An 18,445-nucleotide genomic window follows, 5' to 3' on the forward strand; every position below is an offset into this window, starting at 1 on the left:
AAATCGGCCAGCGCTCGCCAGAAGCGCGGCTTTCTAGAAACCACAACCGCGACACAAATGATCGCGGTGGGGGAGGGAATAGGATGTTCAGCGATTTCAATCGCCGCAGTGCTGCGGCTGTCTCCGGTATCGCGTTGATGGCGGCCTTCGGCTTCACGGCTCAAGCGGTCGCCCAGGACCAAGGGTCGGACTCCACCGTCGCAGAGGTAGTCGTCACCGGCTATCGCGCCTCGCTCAACAGCGCGCTCAATCAGAAGCGTCAGGCCAATGTCATGGTCGACGTCATCAACGCCGAAGACATCGCGGATTTTCCGGACGCCAACCTGGCGGAGTCGCTGCAGCGCCTGCCGGGCGTCTCGATCGACCGTGAGAACGGCGAAGGTAACACCATCTCGGTCCGCGGCCTGGGCGGCGACTTCACCCGCGTTCGCTTGAACGGCCTGGAGACCCTGTCGACCTCGGGCGCCAGCACCGCCGACGGCGCGCTGCGCCGCGACCGCGGCTTCCAGTTCAACGCCTTCGCCTCGGAGCTCTTCAACTCGCTGAAGGTGCAGAAGACCGCGTCGGCCGAGACCGACGAAGGGTCACTTGGGGCGACGGTCGACCTCATCTCGGGGCGTCCGTTCAACTTCAAGGACCGCCGAATGGCCCTGTCGCTGCAGGACGCCTATTACGAGAACGGCGGCAAGCATAACCCGCGCATCGCGGCCCTGATCTCCGACCGCTGGGACACCAAGCTGGGCACTTTCGGCCTGCTGGCTTCGGTGGCCTATAACAAGCGCAACCAGGTCATCGACAACTACCAGCGCCAGCTGGGGCAGTCGGACTATACCTACCGCGGCTCGACCTTCAACAACGCCGCGGCCGCAGCGTCCGGGGACCCGCAGGGCTTCGCCCTGCCGACCAATGTCAACGCCGCCACCGTGCTGCCGCGCGTCACCAATCCCGAAGCTCTGGCCTATCTGATCGGCTCGAACCCGAAGGCCTATGAGCTGCTGTACGGGCCCAACAACTATCGCGGCTCGCAGGTGCGGATCCCGGCCCTGGTCGGCCTGAACCATCGCGAGCTGGAGCAGGAGCGTCTGGGCGTCACCTATTCGGCGCAATGGCGTCCGATCGATCGCCTGACCGTGACGTTCGACGGCCTGCTGTCGCAGCTGGACCAGTCGGCCAACAACTACCAGATCGGCGCCATCGGCACGAACCGCAACAACACCAACGGCAACCGCACCACCACCAACTTCAGCTACCAGACCGCCACCACGGCCTCGGCGGCGCAGAACACCTACGCCAATCGTCGTGCGGCCTACGCCAACTGCGCGTCCCAGACGGCCACCGAGTTCCGTGGCGCCATCGACTGCGGTCAAATGATGTACGGCACGACGCCGGTCTTCGGCTCGACCATCTATGGCGCGGGCGGCCTGACGGCGGGCACCGGCAGCTTCAATCCCAACAACCTGGAAGTCTACGACTATTACAACCAGCCCGGCTCGGTCGGCTACGTCGCCCACCCGCAGGGCCAGGCCATGCGCGCCCAGTTCCTGGGCCGTCCGTCGACCCGTCTGATCGACGCGGGCCTGACCTCGGCCGGCGACAGCGTCAACTATCTGGTGCTGGGCAATATGGACTTCCGCTCTGCCGTCGACCGGGGCGCCTTCACCACCTACTTCAACCAGAACTCCATCGACGTCGACTTCGAGGTCACCGACCGCCTGAAGGTCCATGCTCTGTACGGCCGTTCGCGTTCGGTCTCGAAGAACGACGGCCTGCTGGCCGACTTCATCCGCCTGGACTCGGGCCAGGGCGTCCCCGGCAACGACTACTTCGTCTATGACGACCGCAAGGGCGGCAAGATCCCCTCGATCAACTGGGGCTTCGACGTCGCCAACCCGGCCAGCTGGGATTTCGTGAAGGGCTACTCGGCCCTGCGCCACTACGTCACCGAGTCCCGCAACAACTACGACGGCGGTCGCATCGACATCGCCTACGAACTGAACCCGAACTTCACGTTCAAGTTCGGCGGCGGCCAGCGGAAGTTCAGCTTCTACTACACCCGCTACGAGCGCCTGATCGGCGACACCATGAACCCCAGCCTGCTGGAAGGGGTGCGTAGCGGTCTCGTCCAGGCGACGAGCGTCGCTCAGATGGGTCAGGTGGTCGACTTCGGCCAGGGACTGAAGCTGCCCGAGGGCACGCCGAACGCCTTCTTCGTGCCGAACATCGACGCCTTCCGCGAGCGCTTCGGCTTCGACTGTAACTGCATCAACAAGTTCGGCGACTGGCGCGTTTCGGACCTGCGCAACGGCGGCGTGAACACCTTCTGGGTCGACGAGACCGACACCGGCTTCTTCGGCCAGATCGACTACGACCTGCAGTTCCTGGGTCGCACCCTGCGCGGCAACGCCGGCGTCCGTCAGGTCAAGACCGAGATCAACGCCCTGGGCCGCACGCCCAGCGGCCGTCCGGTCTCGGGCGACAACGAGTACAACGACACCCTGCCGGCCTTCAACGCAGCCTACGAGATCACCGACCGACTGATGCTGCGTCTCGGCGCGGCCAAGGTGATGTCGCGTCCGCAGCTAGTCGCCCTGTCGCCGGGCATCAGCGGCCTGACCGTGCCCACCGGCGTGGGCACCGCGCCGGCCGACTTCGACGGCGCCAATGCGGCCATCACCCTCGGCAACCCGGACCTGAAGCCGTTCCGCGCCACCAACTACGACGCCAGCCTGGAATGGTACTTCGGTCAGGGCGCGGTGCTGTCGGCCGCGGTGTTCCGCAAGGAGATCTCGAGCTTCCCGCAGGTGGTCATTCGCGAAGGACCGCTGAGCTCGGTCTTCGACGCCGCCGGTATCGCCAACATCCGCGCAGCCTATGACGGTCTCGTCGACGTCGCCTCCGACAGCCGCCGGGCCTATATCGACGCCGATCGCCCGTTCCAGATCCGTCAGTACAGCGACGCGCCCGGCGGTTACCTGCAAGGCTTCGAACTGAACTACCAGCAGAACCTGACGTTCCTGCCGGAACGCTTCACCTTCCTGCCGGACTGGACCAAGAACTTCGGCATCCAGGCCAACTACACCTACATCGACTCCGAGCTGAACTACATCCTGGACCCGGTGGCCAACATCACGGGCACCGCGCCGTTCCTGGGGGCCTCGCCCAAGTCGCTGAACGCCACGGTCTACTATGAGACCAGCAAGTTCACCGGCCGCGTTTCGACGGCCTATCGCTCGGCCTACAAGACTACCTATCCGCTGGCGGCCGGCAGCTGCGATCCGGGTCTCTGCGACTCGCCGCTGATCAACGACTTCATCTCCAGCGACGCGACGTTCAACGTGGACGCCTCGTTCTCGTACAAGGTCAACAAGCAGATCACCCTGACGGTCGAGGCCCTGAACCTCACCAACCAGACGGACTTCCGCTACGGCCACGAGAACGACCCGACGGTGACGTCTTACAGCAGCACCGGCCGACAATTCTTCGTCGGTCTGCGGGCTGTGTTCTAAGCCAGGGCGCACACCGCAAAGAAAGGGCCGCGCCGGGAAACCGGCGCGGCCTTTTCATTTGACGGAGAGGGGGAGGCGAAAGCGCCGGGGCCTCACCAGTTCCACATCGTCCCGTCGGTCAGGCGCGCCACCGGCAGGTATGCGGGCTTGTAGGGATACTTGGCGGCCAGATCCTCGTCGATGTCGACGCCGTGGCCCGGCGCGTCGCCCGGGTGCAGGAAGCCGTCCGCGAACGTGTAGGCGTGGGGGAAGACCGCGTCGGTCTCCTCGGTGTGGCGCATGTATTCCTGGATGCCGAAGTTCGGGACCCAGGTGTCGAAATGCAGGGCGGTCCCCATGGTCACCGGCGACAGGTCCGTGGCGCCGTGGCAGCCGGTGCGCACCTGATAGAGGGCGGCGAAGTCGGCGATGCGGCGCAGATGCGTGACCCCGCCGGCACCGACGATCGTGGCGCGGATGTAGTCGATCAGCTGGTTCTGGATCAGGTCCTTGCAGTCCCAGATCGTGTTGAAGATCTCGCCCACGGCCAGCGGGGTGGTGGTGTGCTGGCGGATCAGGCCGAAGGCCTCCTGGTTCTCGGCCGGGGTGGCGTCTTCCATCCAGAAGAGGTCGAACGGCTCTAGCGACTTGCCCAGGCGGCCCGCCTCGATCGGGGTGAGGCGGTGGTGGACGTCGTGCAGCAGGCGCGGCTCGGGGCCGTAGACCTCGCGCAGGCGCTCGAACAGCTTGGGGGCAAAGTTCAAGTACTTGCGGGTGTCCCAGACCGTCTCGGTCGGCAGGGCGGCGTCGGCTGGTTCGTAGTGCAGGGTGCCGCGGCCCACGCCATAGGCCATCTCGATGCCGGGCACACCCGACTGGGCGCGGATGGCCTTGTAGCCCATGTCGACATAGCGGCCGACGGCGTCGACCGTTTCTTCCATGTCCGCACCGTTGGCGTGGCCGTAAACCATGACGCCGTCACGGCTCTTGCCGCCCAGTAGGTCGTACAGCGGCATGCCGGCCATCTTGGCCTTGATGTCCCACAACGCCACGTCGACGGCGGCGATGGCGCGCATGGTCACCGGACCCCGACGCCAGTAGGCCCCGCGGTATAGGTACTGCCAGATGTCCTCGATGCGGCGCGGATCCTTGCCGATCAGGCAAGGCACGACGTGGTCCTCAAGATACGAGACCACCGACAGTTCGCGGCCGTTCAGGGTGGCGTCGCCGATCCCGTAGACGCCCTGGTCGGTCTGGATCTTCAGCGTGACGAAGTTCCGGCCGGGGCAGGTGACGATGACCTTGGCGGAGACGATCTTCATGAACGGACCTGCGGGAGGAGTAACGACACCCCTCCCTTGGGCCACGATAATTGGTCTGTCAATTCGCGAAAATTGGTCAGGCCTATTTTGTCAGCTGCGCGCCGCGTTGAAGGGGCGGGTGTCGTAACCATTGTCCCCAAGACATTGGTCCATGGCCGTCCGGAAGGCCTGGTCGTGGCCGCGGCGGGCCATCTTCGAGCGCGCCATGCTCTTGTCGTATGGGGCCTTCAGCGTCAGTCGCGTGTCGCCCGGCGTCGCGCCGGTAGCGGCTGGGCTCATCGGGGCCAGCTTGAAGCCAGTGGTCTTACCGGATCGTACTTCGGTCCGGCATGATGCGAAGGTCGAGGCGAAGGCCTTCTCGTCGGTGGCGGCGCGGGTGGCCGGCGCGCCCGAGGTGGCGCAGGCGCCCAGGACCAGGCTGGCGGCGGTCAGGGACAGTCCAAGTACAGCGACTTTCATGGGGCTCTCCAAGCGGGTGTGGAGAAGCAACCCATCCTGGCGTCCGAGGTTCCGGCCGCGTCCTGCGGGCATGAAGACAAGAAGACGCCGGCCCTTGGGAGGAAGGGCCGGCGCAGAGTTCCTAGGCGGGGTAAGAAGGAAGGACGCCTAGAAGTTGTAGCGGAGGCCGACGATGAATTGACGGCCGCTGTGGGTGTAGACGTTCAGACGATCGTTACCGACGTACTGCTCGTTGAACTGGTCGGTCAGGTTCACGCCTTCGACCGACAGGCGAACGTTTTCACGGATGTTCCAGCTGGCCTGCATATCGACGTTCAGGGTCTTCTTGGTGCCCTGGACGCTGTTGCCGTCGCTGCCCGGGATCTGGGTCAGGTAGCCGTCGCGATGCGCCAGCGAACCGCGGACGCTCCAGGTCGGGGCCTCGTAGTAGAGGGTCAGGTTGGCGGCGTTCTTCGACAGGCCGACCAGCGGACCATTGACGGTCGGCGCGCCCGGAGCCGTCGACGTCGGATAGTCGATGTTCGACTGGACGTAGGTGTAGTTGGCGATGACGCCGAAGTGGCTCCAGAAGCCCGGCAGGAAGGTGAAGGGCTGCTGGACGTTCAGCTCGAAGCCCTTCAGGTCGCCGCCGTCCGAGTTGAGCGGCTTGGTGACCTGGAACACTTCGGTCGGCAGGGCGCCGGTGCCGTTTAGCAGCGAGTCCGGCAGGCCCAGCGTGTTGTAGACCGCTTGCTCACGCGCCGTCGCCACGAAGGTGTCGATGCGCTTGAAGAAGAAGCTGGCGGCCAGCATGGAGCCCTGCGACGGGTACCATTCCAACGACAGGTCCAGGTTCTTGGACTGCGTCGGGTTCAGATAGGGGTTGCCCGAGCTGTAGTTGCGGTTGGTGCCCTGCACCGAGACGTCGCCGCCCGGCGACAGCGAGCCGATGCCCGGACGCGAGATGGTCTTGGCGGCGGCGAAGCGGGCCACGAAGTTGTCGGTGACGTCGGCGGCCAGGTTAAACGAGGGCAGGGTGTTGCTGTACTTGCGCTCGACGTCGACGACCTGGAACGAGGCGCCGACGGCGGCGTAACCGGCCGACTCCTGGCGGGTCGTGACGTGACGGATGCCGGCGTCACCGCGGAAGGGCAGGCCGAACGCGCTGAAGCGGAACTCCGCCTGGGCGTAGACGCCGCGGTCGTCTTCCTCCACCGCGCCGTACTGGCCGCGGGCCGAGCTGTTGGTGGTCTTGTCGATCGCGTAGATGCCGGTGTTGCTGTAGATGTTCAGCAGGGCGTTGTACTTGTCGATGTCAGGCGTCAGCCACGAGGTGGCGTTGCCGGCCGGCATGTCCAGGCCCTTGCCGAAGCCGCTGAACACCTTCGACACCGAGGCCAGCTGGTCGGCCGTCAGGGTCTGGCTGACCGTTTCGCTGGCGCGATACAGGCCGTAGCTGTCATACTCGAACTTGCGCCAGTCGACGCCGGCCTTGAGCTTGAGGTTTTCGCTGGCTTCCCACTCACCATAGATCTTGGCGGTCGAGAACTGGTTCTCGACGAACTGCGGACGAATGCGGACTTCCGACGTGCCGTTGATGGCCGACCAGTTGGCCGGGTTGGTGGCGTCGAAGCCCAGGTCGATCTTGGGCGCGCCGCCGCCGCGGAAGTCGTAGACGTAGTTGCCGCTGTTGGCGCGGTCGAAGGTGACGATCGTCGAGATCGGCTGGGTGAAGGTCGAGTCCGAATAACCGGCCAGGGCGCCGATCACCAGGCGATCGCCGATGTTGCGCTTGGCCGACAGGGTGAACTGCTTGAACTCGGTGTTCAGCTCGTCATAGGCCGACTGGGTGCGCAGATCCACATTGTCCATGCGCGCATAGACCAGGTTGCCGTTCTGCACGACGCCGTCGCGAATGATCGTCTGCGGCTTGCCGACGCCGCTGCGCGACAGGCCGATGGCCTGCAGCTGGGCTTCCTTACGGGTGCCGGCCAGATAGGCGTATAGGGTGTCGAGCGTGATCTCGGTGTTGTCGTCCGGCTTGAACTGGAACGCGCCGCTGACGCCCAGGCGCTTGTTCTCGATGTCGTAGCTGACGAACGCCGGGATGCGCGGGGCGAAGATGCCGTTGGTCGTGTCGGTGCTGTTGATCTGGGCGAGGGTGTAGCCCGGGACCGTCGAGGCGGCGTTGAAGGCGCCGTTGCTGCCGCCGACGGCCCAACGGCTGATGTTGGCGCCTTCTTCCTTCAGGCGGCGCTCTTCGTAGGCCACCGAGATCAGGGCGCCGAACTTGCCGTCAAAGAAGGTGCGGCTGGCCAGGGCCGACAGGCGCGGCGTCGTCTTCTCGGCCAGGGTGTTGTAGCTGGCGCCCGCCGACAGCACGAGCTGCGGCTTGCGGCTGTCGAAGGGGCGGGCGGTCTGCAGGTCGACGGTGCCGCCCAGCGAGCCTTCCTCGATGTCCGAAGAGGCGGTCTTGCGCACGGCGATGCTGTTGAAGAGATCCGAGGCGAAGACGTTGAAGTCGAAGCCACGGCCGCGGTTGGTGCCGCCGCTGTTGGCGGTGCCGCCGGTCGTGGAGATGGCTTCCATGCCGTTGATACGGACGCGGGTGTATTCCGAACCCAGGCCGCGGACGGTGATCTGACGGCCTTCGCCGTTGATGCGCGAGATCGAGACGCCGGGGATGCGCTGCAGCGACTCCGCCAGGTTCAGGTCGGGGAACTGGGCGATGTCCTCGGCCTTGATGGCGTCCACGACGCCGGTCTCGTTGCGCTTGAGGTTCATCGCGCTCTGCAGCGAGGCGCGGAAGCCGGTGACGACGACGGCCTCGACTTCGTCCGCGCCGGCGGCAGGGGTGGCGTCCTGCGCGGCGGCGGCGCCGGCCAGCGTCAGGGCCAGAGCCGAGGCGCTCAGCGCCAGAACAGAGCGCGCAGTGAACTTGTGGTTGGTCGTCATCGTCCCTCCCGTGCCCGCGTTCGCGGGTCCTTGATGGCGAGGGTGCTAAGCCCCTCTTCGTTGCCTGGAAGATACGGACGGGATTTTCGCCAGGGCCAATCTCAATCCGGTATCGACCTATGCGCTTTGGGCACGGATCGACGCGAAACGGCGATCTAGCGTCGTTTCTGGCTCCGATTTCGGTCCTTAATCCCCGATTTTGAACGTCTTGTGGGGCGTTTCAGACACACTTCGATACACGGGGCGTCTTGATCCATGTTGCAAGTGGATTGGTCGATAGGCGAATTGACTTAGACCTGTGGCGCGGGCGGTTCTAGCGTCGCCGGAATAGTCGTCGACGTCAGATCGGCGCCATCAGGGAAGGGACGCGAATGACAGACTCCACCAAGCGGACTCGGGTCCGCTGGCTGATCATTGCGGTGCTCTTCATCATCACCACGATCAACTACGCCGACCGCGCGACCTTCTCGATCGCCGGCCAATCGGCGTCCAAGGAATTGGGCCTCGACGCGGTGGCCATGGGCTACATCATGTCGGCCTTCGCCTGGGCCTATGTCCTGGGCCAGATTCCCGGCGGCGCGTTGCTGGACAAGTTCGGTTCCAAGAAGATCTACCTGATGGCCTTGGTGATCTGGTCGGGCTTCACGGCCCTGCAGGGCTTCGCCGGTTTCTTCACCGGCCTGATGGCCGCCAGCGTGCTGTTCGTCATGCGCTTCGCAGTCGGTTTAGCGGAGTCGCCGTCCTTCCCCGCCAACGCCCGCATCGTCGCCGCCTGGTTCCCGGGATCGGAGCGCGGCACGGCTTCGGCGATCTTCAACTCGGCCCAGTACTTTTCGCTGGTCGCCTTCGCCCCGCTGATGGGCTGGCTGGTCCACGAGTTCGGCTGGCGCTCGGTGTTCTGGGTGATGGGCGTCGTCGGCGTCATCGCCGCGGTGTTCTTCGTCAAGCTGATCCACAGCCCGCTGCTGCACCCTTGGGTCAACAAGGCCGAGGTCGACTACATCGAGAACGGCGGCGGCCTGGTGCGTATGGAAGAGGCCTCGGCCAGCAGCGGCGCGTCGTTCACCTGGGCCAACGTCAAGCAGGTGCTGACCAATCGCATGCTGCTGGGCGTCTATCTGGGCCAGTACTGCATCAACGTGCTGACCTACTTCTTCGTCACCTGGTTCCCGATCTACCTGGTCAAGGAGCGTGGCCTGTCGATCCTGCAGGCCGGTTTCACCGCGGCCTTGCCGGCCCTGTGCGGCTTCGCCGGGGGGCTGCTGGGCGGCATGATCTCCGACGCCCTGCTGAAGAAGACGGGCAACCTCGACATCGCCCGCAAGACCCCGCTGCTGCTGGGCATGGTGCTGGCCACCAGCATCATCATCTGCAACTACGTCGAGCAGGAGTGGCTGGTCATCGTGATCATGGCCGCAGCCTTCTTCGGCAAGGGCGTGGCGTCGCTGGGCTGGGCCGTGGTGTCCGACACCTCGCCCAAGGAGATGGCCGGCGTCACTGGCGGCATCTTCAACACCTTCGGCAACGTGGCCGGCATCGTCACCCCGATCGTCATCGGCTACATCGTCCAGGCGACCGGCTCGTTCGACGGGGCCCTGATCTTCGTCGGCGCCCACTGCGTGATCTGCATCCTGGCCTACTTCCTGATTGTCGGGAAAATCCACCGTCTCGAACTGAAGGCGGCGTGAGGACCATGACGACTCGACGTTCCATCCTGGCCGGCGCTTCCGCGCTGGTCTTCGCCGCCCTGGCCCGTCCCGCCCTTGCCGCTGCGCCGACCCTGACCGTCAGCACGCCGATGGCGCCGCCTGAATGGGCGTTGCTGGAACGCGAGCTGCTGAAGGCCAACGAAGAGGCCTGCACGGCCTTCTTCGAGCGCTATTTCGACGAGCGCGGCTATCTGCTGGCCTTCGCGCGCTGGGGCGCCAATGACGGTCCCGACGACGCCATCGAGAACGTCAACGACTGGCCGACCCTGCACGCCCTGGGCGCCGACGACCGCGTCCTAGCCATGGCCAAGAAGGCCTTCGAGGGCAACGTCCGGCAATATACCGAGGCCAAGACCAAGGACGTGCCGTTCGCCCGCGACGGCATGTACTTCAAGGAATTCCCGGTCATGAGCGACTGGCAGCACCTCTCCGAGGGGCTGTCGATGTTCAACCTGCTAGGCCTGGCCGACCCGTACGACGCCCGGTATCGCGACCGGGTGAAGCGCTTTTCGGGCTTCTACACCGGCGAGGATCCCACCACGCCGAACTACGATCCCAAGCTGAAGATCATCCGCAGCATGATCACCGGCAGCAAGGGGCCGATGCTGCGCAAGGCCACGCCCCTGGACTGGGCCGGCGACCCCTTCGACGTCAGCCACTACTTCATGGAGCACGGCGAAAGCTCGTACCAGGAGACCCTGGACCACTACGCCGACTATGGCGACGTAGTGGGCGACGCGCCGCTGAACCTGCAGGCCACCAGCCTGGTCATGAACGCCTACATGCTGGACCAGGAGCCCAAGTACCGCGACTGGATCCTCACCTATGTCGACGCCTGGGCCGAGCGGGCCAAGGCCAATGGCGACATCATCCCCAGCAAGGTCGGGCTGGACGGCAAGATCGGCGGCCCCAAGGGCCAGTGGTGGAGCGGCACCTATGGTTGGGGCTTCTCGCCCGTGGCCCCGCACACCGGCAAGCGCGAGGACCGCAACCGCACGCCGCGCGCCGTGGTCGGCTTCCTCAACGCCTATCTGCTGACCGGCGACGACAAGTACCTGGACGTCTGGCGCCGCCAGAACGATGTGATCAACGCCCAGAAGAAGACGATCGACGGCAAGGTCTCGGCCCCGCGCATGTACGGCCCCAAGGGCTGGTACGGCTATGCGCCCGGCGAGTACCGGCTGAACAATCTCGACATCTGGTACATGTCGCAGAAGGCCTCGGACCGAGCCCGCGCGCCCGACCACCCGTGGGTCGACTTCCTGGAAGGCAAAAACGACGGCTTCCCGGCCAAGGCTCTGCGCGCCGACCTGGAGAAGGTCCGCGCCCGCGCCCAACTGCAGCGCGAAGACAAGAGCACGACCGACACGCGTCTGGCCGACGCGACGCTGGACATCACCCCGGCCCACGTCACGGCGCTGATCCACCTGATGGAGGGCGGCATCAATATCGCCCGCCCGGCCTGGTCGCCCAGTTCGCCGCCGCAGGGCGGAGCGCTGCACTATGCCCGCCTGCGCTATTTCGATCCCGAGCGCCGCCGCGCCGGTGTGCCCCAGGACGTCGGCGCGCTGGTCGAGAAGCTGACCGACGACGAGACCGTGGTCAGCCTGGTCAATCTCAGCCAGGTCGCCGCGCGCACCGTGACGGTGCAGGGCGGGGCCTATGGCGAGCACCAGATCCTGAGCGCGGCGATTGCTGAGGGACCGGCTGCTGCGGTGAATTCTTCGGCATTCACCGTTCGCCTGGGTCCGGGCGCTGGCGCCAAGTTGACCTTGAAGATGAAGCGCCACGTCAATGCGCCGACCCTCAACTTCCCGTGGGATCGCGCCTAGTTTCCTAGGAGAGAGACGGATGATCGGTTCGGTGTCCCGCTTAGCGATGCTGGCTGCCTTGGCGGCTGGCCCGGTGATGGCGCAAACCCAGACGCCCGCCCCGATCGCCGCCGTTGCGGCGGGCGGCCCGTCCGCCACCGGTCCCGAGGTCACGGTGCTGAAGGTCGACCGCGAGGCCGACGACGACGCCCAGGGCTCGCTGCGCTGGGCCATCGCCACCAGCAACGCCGAGCCCGGCCGCTACCGCATCGAGGTCTCCGCGCCGCGTATCGTGCTGAAGTCAGCCCTGCCGCCGATCAAGGGGCCGGTGACCATTGAGGGCGCGGCCTTTGCCCGTTCGGGCGGCCACAACGTCGTCGACGGATCGGGCTATCTGCCGCGGGACCTGAAGTCCTGCCCGGGCATGGTCCAGGGCCAGTACGGCACCAATGTCCGCACCGCCAGTAACCCCGGCTTTGCCCTGGTCGACACCAAGGGCGTGACGCTGCGAGGCCTGGAGATCCGCGGCTTCTGCATTGGCGTGCTGATCCTGCGCACCTCCAACGCCGTGATCGCCGACAACCTGATCACCCGCAACATCGGCGGGGCAGGGGTGATGCTCAGCGGCGACGATGGCAATGGCGGCTCGACCTCGCACACCACCCTGGACAACAAGGTCGTCCGCAACACCTTCCTCGAGAACGGCGATGGCCTGGAGCTGACGCGTGGCGCGGCCTTCAACCTGATCGCCGACAACACCTTCGACGGCGGGACCGACAATCTGGAGCCCTCGCAGGGTATCGAGATCCTGTGGGGCAACGACAACACCGTCGTGCGCAACCGCTTCTATCGCTACTCCGACGGCCTGCAGCTGAACTGGGGCGCGCGCAACTACATCGCCGCCAACACCTTCAGCCAGAACAGCTTCGGCATCAGCGTGTCGGGCGCCGACAACATGATCGAGGGCAACGACATCCGCGGCAACGGCATCGGCATCGCCGTGCGTCCCGAGGCCAAGGTCGCCGCCAACCGCATCAGCCGTAACGTCATGGCCGGCAACGGCGTCCCGTTCACCCACTGCTCGGCCGGTGGTTCTTGCGATCCGAAGATGTCGCGCGGCGGCATCGTCGTCGGCCCGCCGGGCCTGGAGCACGCTCACTTCGTCGGCTCGCGCGGCATGGGCGTGGTGTTCGACAAGGCCGGTGCGGCGGTCACCTGCACGGGACCGAACGAGCCGGCCAAGTGCCACGACACGCCGCAGTTCGGCTTGCAGCCGCCCAGCCTGACCTCGGCTCGCGCGGCCGGCGGCAGGACGGCGGTGAAGGGCGAGGCGACCGGTCCGGCCGACACCGTGGTGTTCGTCGAGCTGTTCGCCGGCAAGGCCGGGACCGCTGAGGGCGAACGCTATCTCGGTACGGTCCAGGCCGTCGCCAACGCCCAAGGCCGCGCGGCTTTCGCGGGCGAGGTGGACAGCGCGGCGGCCGGCTCGGCCATCACCGCCACTACCACGACGGTGGCCGGCGCGAGCTCGGCGTTCTCGAAGCCCGCGCCGCTGGGACGCTAGGTCCCTTCCTTCATGAACGGCGCCACGGCGAACAGTTCGCGCTCTTCCTTGCGGGGATCGTCGACCATCGCTGAGGTCTCGTTGATCACCAGGGTCGCGCGCTTGGGCAGGGTGTACTTCTCCCACGTCGGGATCGCCGCGCAGTTCGGATCGCCCGTGCGCGCGAACGACACGAACGCCGCGCTCATCTGATCGCGTACCTTCTGGGCCGCTGGCCCCGTGCCGGTCATCGAGCCCTTGGCCGCCAGCGTGCCGAACACCAGGGCGATGTCGTAGCTATGGTAGGCGCCCATCTTCGGATCGGTCTGGGCCCCGAAGTCCAGCTGGTACATCCAGGCTGGCGCGTCGATGCGGGCCCGTTGCTCGGCCTGGACCAGGTGGCCCGGCCACGAGCGGCCGGCCGTGGTGGCGGCGAAGAACACGTCCGAGGGGCTATAGTTCGGATAGAGCTCGCGATAGCGCGCGACGATGTGCTCGGGCGCGACGTCCAGGACGAGCTCATTCTCCATCTGGGCCGGCAGCTCCTCCCAGGTCAGGGCGAAGTTCTTGGGATTGCCGCCCAGGAAGGCTTTCGTCTCGTCGTGGGTGTTGCCGATGATCATCGGGATATGGCCGCTCTCGCGCGGGGCGTCCGGATAGAACGGGTGGCGCTTGAGAACGTTGTGGTCGACCACGGACCAGAAGACGACACCACCCTTGCGCTCCAACGGATCGCGCATCTTCAGCGCCTCGACCAGCTGGGCGGCGGGCAGGGTCTTCAGCGCCTCGGTCTGATCCGGCTTGAGGCCCAGCTTTTCCATGAAGGCGCGAGCGCGGATCGTGGCGTGGATCGGGCCCATGGCGGTGACGTGCTGGCCGCTCATGGTCGCGACCTTGTGGTAGAGGCCCGCCGCCTGCGGCATGGCCATCAGGGTCACCAGCTTGGCCCCGCCGCCCGACTGGCCGAAGGTCATGACGTTGCCGGGGTCTCCGCCGAACGCGGCGATGTTGTCGCGCACCCACTGCAGGGCCAGGATCAGGTCGAGATTGCCGACATTGCCGCTGTCGGCCAGTTCCGGCCCGCCCAGCCGCGCCAGGAACGCGTAGCCGAAGGCGTTGAGGCGATGGTTCACGGTCACCACGACCACGTCATAGGTCTCGGCCAGCCAGGTCCCGTCATACAGTGGGCTGGAGCCCGAGCCGTTGGCGTGCGCGCCGCCGTGGACATAGAACATCACCGGCCGCTTCTTCCCGTCGACCAGGCCGGGCGTCCAGACATTGAGGAACAGGCAGTCCTCGCTGGTCGCCTCGTCGGCCTTCAGCTGCGGGCTGGACGCGCCATAGGCCAGGGCGTCGGTGATCCCCTTCCAGGGCTGGGCCGCCTGCGGGGCCTGGAAGCGGCGCGGGCCGGTGTCAGCGCCGTAGCGCACGCCCTTGAAGACCTTGATCCCCTCGACCTCAGCGCCGCGTACCCGGCCGGCCGTGGTGGTCGCCACGGGGGCGGCGCGGCCGGCGGCGTTGACCCGCGTGGTGGCGGCGAGGGCGGCGGCTGTGGCCAGCACGGCGCGGCGATCCAGGATCATGAGGTCTCTCCCAAGGTCTTGTCGTTGGGCCGTGGCCCGCCGAGGGAGAAGGCGTGTTACCGCCCCGACTCCGTCGGCGAGGCCTCGGCCAGGCATAGATCGATGAAGGCCTGCAGGATCGGGCTCTCGTTGTCCTTGCGCCAGGCCATGTAGAGCTCGACCGGCCGGTCGGGCGTCGTCGCCACGGGGCGGAACTGCACGTCGTCGAAATGAAGGCTCATGGCCGCTTCGGGCACGATCGCCGCGCCCAGGCCCGCATGGACCAGGGCCAGCATCGAGTGGATCTGGGTGACGTGCTGGATGTAGTTCGGGGCCACGCCGTTGGCGTCGAACAGTGTCGTCAGCATGTTGTAGAAATAGCCCGCGCCTTCGGGCGAATACATGATCAGCGGCGCGCCGTCGAAGTCGGCCAGGGTCAGCGAGGCCTTGGCCAGGCGCGGATCGCCGGTCGGCAGGGCCGCGACCAGGGGCTCGGACAGCACGCGAGCGGTGGCGAACTCGACCCGTTCCATCGGCGGGCGGACCAGGCCGATGTCGATGCGGCCGGTCAGCAGCGCCTCGACCTGCTCGCGGGTGACCATCTCACGAAGGGTCAGGTCGGCGTTGGGCAGGCGGGCCTTGGACAGGATCACCAGCTGCGGCAGAAAATTGTAGCCGGACGCCGCCGTGAAGCCGATGGCGATCTGGCCGGCCTCCCCGCTGGCGATGCGGCGGGTGGCGAGCGCGGCGCTCTCGGCCAGGCGCAGGATCCGGCGCGCTTCCAAGAGGAAGGCGCGACCGGCCGGGGTCAGCCGCACCGAGCGGCTGGTGCGGTCCAGGAGCGTGACCCCCAGGATCCGCTCCAGAAGCTGCACCTGGCGGCTCAGTGGCGGCTGGGTCATGTTCAGGCGCTGGGCGGCCCGGCCGAAGTGGAGTTCTTCGGCCGTGGCCACGAAACAGCGCAGCTGGCTCAGTTCGAACATCGGAAAGCGTCCATCGACAACACCCTGCAGGCGTGAAGCTAGACGCTCGTTCGGTCCGATGGCCAACGTCTTCTTGCCGGGGAGGGGCGAGAAGGCGTTCATTCGGCCGCCAGCACTCCGTTCACCCGGCGGGTCAGGCCCAGAGGATTGGCCGCCTTTAGCTCGTCCGGCAGGACGGCGTCGGGCAGGTTCTGGTAGCTGACGGGACGCAGGAAGCGGGCGATCGCCAGGCTGCCGACCGAGGTCGCGCGGCCATCGCTGGTCGACGGGAACGGACCCCCGTGGACCATAGCGTGGGCCACCTCGACGCCGGTGCCAAAGCCGTTGACCAGCACGCGGCCGGCCAGCAGTTCCAGTTCCGGCAGAAGCTCGGCGAAGGCGGGCTGGTCGGCGTCGGCCAGATGGACGGCGACGGTCAGCTGGCCTTCCAGCTCGCTCAGGATGGCCTGCAGCTCGGAAAGGTCGGCGCAGCGCACCACCAGGCTGGCGGCGCCGAACACTTCCTCGGCCAGTTCGTGCTGGGCGCGGAAGTCGGCGCCCGAGACGCTGAACAGGGCCGGGGAGGCCTTGCCACCGGCGGTCTCGCCGCTGGCCAGCAGGGTGACGCCGCGACCCGAAGCGACACGGGCGACGCCTTCCTCGAACGCCGAACGGATGCCGGCGGTCAGCATGACCTGAGCCGGCGCGCCGCCGACGGCCGTGGCGGCCGCTTGCAGGAACGTGTCCAGGTCAGGACCGTCGATCGCCAGGATCAGGCCGGGATTGGTGCAGAACTGGCCTGCGCCCAGGGTCAGGGCGCCGACGAAGCCGGTCGCGATCGCCTCGGCCCGTTCCGCCAGGGCGGCAGGCAGCAGGATCACCGGATTGATGCTGGCCATCTCGGCATAGACCGGGATCGGGACCTTGCGGGCCTGAGCGGTTTCGATGAGGGCCAGGCCGCCGGCGCGCGAACCGGTGAAGCCCACGGCCTTGATCCGGTGGTCGGCGACCAGGCCTTGGCCGATCGTGCGGCCACCGCCATGCAGCATGGCGAAGACGCCGACCGGCAGGCCGCATTGCGCCACCGCCGCCTGGACGGCGCGGCCGATCAGTTCGGAGGTGCCGGGGTGGGCCGAGTGGGCCTTGACGATCACCGGGCAACCGGCCGCCAGGGCCGAGGCGGTGTCGCCGCCGGCCACCGAGAAGGCCAGCGGGAAGTTGCTGGCGCCGAACACGGCCACGGGACCGAGCGGTACATTGCGCAGACGCAGGTCCGGACGGGGAAGCGGCTGGCGATCGGGCATGGCCGGATCGACGCGCGTCTCCAGGAAACCACCGTCGCGGACCACGCCGGCGAACAGGCGCAGCTGGCCGCAGGTGCGGCCGCGTTCGCCTTCCAGACGGGCGCGGGGCAGGCCGGTCTCGGCCATGGCGCGCACGATGAGCTCGTCGCCGATCGCCTCGATCTGGGCGGCGATCGCCTCCAGGAACGCGGCGCGCGCAGCGTAGGGCAGGGCGCGATAGGGCTGGAAGGCCGCGTGAGCGGCGGCGCAGGCCTCGTCGAGATCGGCGGGCGTTGCGCCGCTGAAGGGCGGGTCCATGCGTTCGCCGGTCGATGCGTCGAAGGCATGGACGACGCCGGAGTCACCTTTGCGGGCGACGCCGGCGATCAGGAGATCACCCGTTAGCGGCACGGGGCGCGTCGCTGGTTTGCACGCGGGCGATCAGGCCCTTCAGTTCGTTCAGCTCGGCAGGCGTCAGGTCGGTCAGCGGCAGGCGGACCGGACCGGCGTCGCGACCCACGGCCTTCATGCCGGCCTTCACGATCGAGACGGCATAGCCTTTGCCGCGGTTACGCAGGGTGATATAGGGCAGCACGAAGTCGCGCAGGCCGTTCATGACCGTTTCGCGGTCGCGGGCGCGCACAGCCTTGTAGAACGACAGGGCCCATTCCGGCATGAAGTTGAAGATCGCCGACGAATAGGTCGTCACGCCCATTTCCAGATAGGGCAGGGCGAAGGTCTCGGCCGTCGGCAGACCCCCGATATAGGTCAGGCGGTCGCCCATGCAGGCATAGACGCGCATCATCAGTTCCAGGTCGCCGACGCCGTCCTTGAAGCCGACGAGGTTCGGGTTGCGCTCGCAGATCTTCTCGAGGGTGTCCTCGTTGATGATCGCGTTGTCGCGGTTGTAGACGATGACGCCCAGCTTGGTGGAGCGGCAGACCGCCTCGATGTGGGCGGCGAGGCCCTCCTGGGTGGCGTTGGTCAGGTACGGCGGCAGCAGCAGCACGCCGTCGGCGCCAGCGGCTTCGGCGTCACGCGCCAGGTCCGTGGCGATGGCCGTGCCGTAACCGACGCCAGCGATGACCGGCGTCTTGCCGGCGGTCTCGGCGACGGCGGCGCGAACCACCTGGCCGACTTCTTCCGGGCGAAGCGAGAAGAACTCGCCGGTGCCGCCGGCGGCGAACAGGCCGGTCAGCTCATGCTGCAGCATCCACGCGCAGTGCTCGCGATAGGGCGCTTCCAGGAACTGATGCTGGGCGTCGAAATGGGTGACAGGGAAGGACAGCAGGCCGCCGCCGAGGTGGCGGGCCATTTCCGTCGGCGTCATTCGGCTCATGATGATCCTCCGAGCGGCGGCCATCATCTCGGGTCG

Annotated in this window: 11 protein-coding genes; 4 read left to right on the top strand and 7 right to left on the bottom strand. The window is 66.9% G+C overall.

Annotated elements, in window-relative coordinates; all coding sequences use genetic code 11:
* Positions 1-83 precede the first annotated feature (83 nt).
* Positions 84-3,506: a TonB-dependent receptor gene (locus ABDW31_RS12360; RefSeq protein WP_184718737.1), complete on the top strand. Its 3,423-nt coding sequence runs from the start codon at positions 84-86 to the stop codon at positions 3,504-3,506.
* A gap of 92 nt (positions 3,507-3,598) precedes the next feature.
* Here ABDW31_RS12360 and manD read toward each other — a convergent pair whose 3' ends face one another.
* From manD to ABDW31_RS12375, 3 genes are all read right to left on the bottom strand, one after another.
* A complete protein-coding gene (gene manD / locus ABDW31_RS12365) occupies positions 3,599-4,807 on the bottom strand; it encodes a D-mannonate dehydratase ManD (RefSeq protein WP_184718739.1) in 1,209 nt (402 codons plus the stop codon).
* A 90-nt stretch (positions 4,808-4,897) separates the two neighbouring features.
* Positions 4,898-5,266: a hypothetical protein gene (locus ABDW31_RS12370; RefSeq protein ID WP_184718741.1), complete on the bottom strand. Its 369-nt coding sequence runs from the start codon at positions 5,264-5,266 to the stop codon at positions 4,898-4,900.
* A 147-nt stretch (positions 5,267-5,413) separates the two neighbouring features.
* On the bottom strand, positions 5,414-8,200 hold the full coding sequence (locus ABDW31_RS12375) for a TonB-dependent receptor (protein ID WP_184718743.1): 2,787 nt from the start codon (positions 8,198-8,200) through the stop codon (positions 5,414-5,416).
* Positions 8,201-8,571: 371 nt separating this feature from the next.
* Between ABDW31_RS12375 and ABDW31_RS12380 the strand changes: the two genes are divergently transcribed.
* Genes ABDW31_RS12380 through ABDW31_RS12390 form a run of 3 tightly spaced genes read left to right on the top strand, consistent with a single transcriptional unit; the run spans position 8,572 to position 13,284 of the window.
* Positions 8,572-9,888: an MFS transporter gene (locus tag ABDW31_RS12380; RefSeq protein ID WP_184718745.1), complete on the top strand. Its 1,317-nt coding sequence runs from the start codon at positions 8,572-8,574 to the stop codon at positions 9,886-9,888.
* Positions 9,889-9,893: 5 nt separating this feature from the next.
* Positions 9,894-11,741, top strand: a complete 1,848-nt coding sequence (locus tag ABDW31_RS12385; RefSeq protein WP_184718747.1) for a hypothetical protein — start codon at positions 9,894-9,896, stop codon at positions 11,739-11,741.
* Positions 11,742-11,760: 19 nt separating this feature from the next.
* Complete coding sequence (locus ABDW31_RS12390) at positions 11,761-13,284, top strand: right-handed parallel beta-helix repeat-containing protein (RefSeq protein WP_184718749.1); 1,524 nt, start codon at positions 11,761-11,763, stop codon at positions 13,282-13,284.
* Here ABDW31_RS12390 and ABDW31_RS12395 read toward each other — a convergent pair.
* The 4 genes from ABDW31_RS12395 to kdgD form a co-directional block, all read right to left on the bottom strand.
* Complete coding sequence (locus ABDW31_RS12395; protein WP_184718751.1) at positions 13,281-14,846, bottom strand: carboxylesterase/lipase family protein; 1,566 nt, start codon at positions 14,844-14,846, stop codon at positions 13,281-13,283. The two genes, ABDW31_RS12390 and ABDW31_RS12395, sit on opposite strands and share 4 nt — an antisense overlap.
* Positions 14,847-14,902: 56 nt before the next feature.
* Positions 14,903-15,808: a LysR substrate-binding domain-containing protein gene (locus ABDW31_RS12400; RefSeq protein WP_184718753.1), complete on the bottom strand. Its 906-nt coding sequence runs from the start codon at positions 15,806-15,808 to the stop codon at positions 14,903-14,905.
* A 98-nt stretch (positions 15,809-15,906) separates the two neighbouring features.
* Positions 15,907-17,481 (bottom strand): aldehyde dehydrogenase (NADP(+)), encoded by a 1,575-nt coding sequence (locus tag ABDW31_RS12405; RefSeq protein ID WP_184718755.1) that lies wholly within the window; start codon positions 17,479-17,481, stop codon positions 15,907-15,909.
* Positions 17,465-18,409 carry a 5-dehydro-4-deoxyglucarate dehydratase gene (kdgD, locus tag ABDW31_RS12410; protein WP_343698891.1) on the bottom strand — a complete coding sequence of 315 codons (945 nt, stop codon included), beginning with the start codon at positions 18,407-18,409 and terminating at the stop codon, positions 17,465-17,467. Before kdgD ends, ABDW31_RS12405 begins: the two co-directional genes overlap by 17 nt.
* Positions 18,410-18,445 lie beyond the last annotated feature (36 nt).

Origin of the sequence: Caulobacter sp., from assembly GCF_039596335.1 — a bacterium.
In the GTDB taxonomy this organism is placed as follows: domain Bacteria; phylum Pseudomonadota; class Alphaproteobacteria; order Caulobacterales; family Caulobacteraceae; genus Caulobacter.

Excerpts from the sequence above, each read along its gene's own strand:
- ABDW31_RS12395 (WP_184718751.1), bottom strand. The coding sequence starts at position 14,846 with ATGATCCTGGATCGCCGCGCCGTGCTGGCCACAGCCGCCGCCCTCGCC.
- ABDW31_RS12360 (WP_184718737.1), top strand. The coding sequence starts at position 84 with ATGTTCAGCGATTTCAATCGCCGCAGTGCTGCGGCTGTCTCCGGTATC.
- ABDW31_RS12370 (WP_184718741.1), bottom strand. The coding sequence starts at position 5,266 with ATGAAAGTCGCTGTACTTGGACTGTCCCTGACCGCCGCCAGCCTGGTC.
- ABDW31_RS12375 (WP_184718743.1), bottom strand. The coding sequence starts at position 8,200 with ATGACGACCAACCACAAGTTCACTGCGCGCTCTGTTCTGGCGCTGAGC.
- ABDW31_RS12385 (WP_184718747.1), top strand. The coding sequence starts at position 9,894 with ATGACGACTCGACGTTCCATCCTGGCCGGCGCTTCCGCGCTGGTCTTC.
- manD (WP_184718739.1), bottom strand. The coding sequence starts at position 4,807 with ATGAAGATCGTCTCCGCCAAGGTCATCGTCACCTGCCCCGGCCGGAAC.
- ABDW31_RS12390 (WP_184718749.1), top strand. The coding sequence starts at position 11,761 with ATGATCGGTTCGGTGTCCCGCTTAGCGATGCTGGCTGCCTTGGCGGCT.
- ABDW31_RS12400 (WP_184718753.1), bottom strand. The coding sequence starts at position 15,808 with ATGTTCGAACTGAGCCAGCTGCGCTGTTTCGTGGCCACGGCCGAAGAA.
- kdgD (WP_343698891.1), bottom strand. The coding sequence starts at position 18,409 with ATGAGCCGAATGACGCCGACGGAAATGGCCCGCCACCTCGGCGGCGGC.
- ABDW31_RS12380 (WP_184718745.1), top strand. The coding sequence starts at position 8,572 with ATGACAGACTCCACCAAGCGGACTCGGGTCCGCTGGCTGATCATTGCG.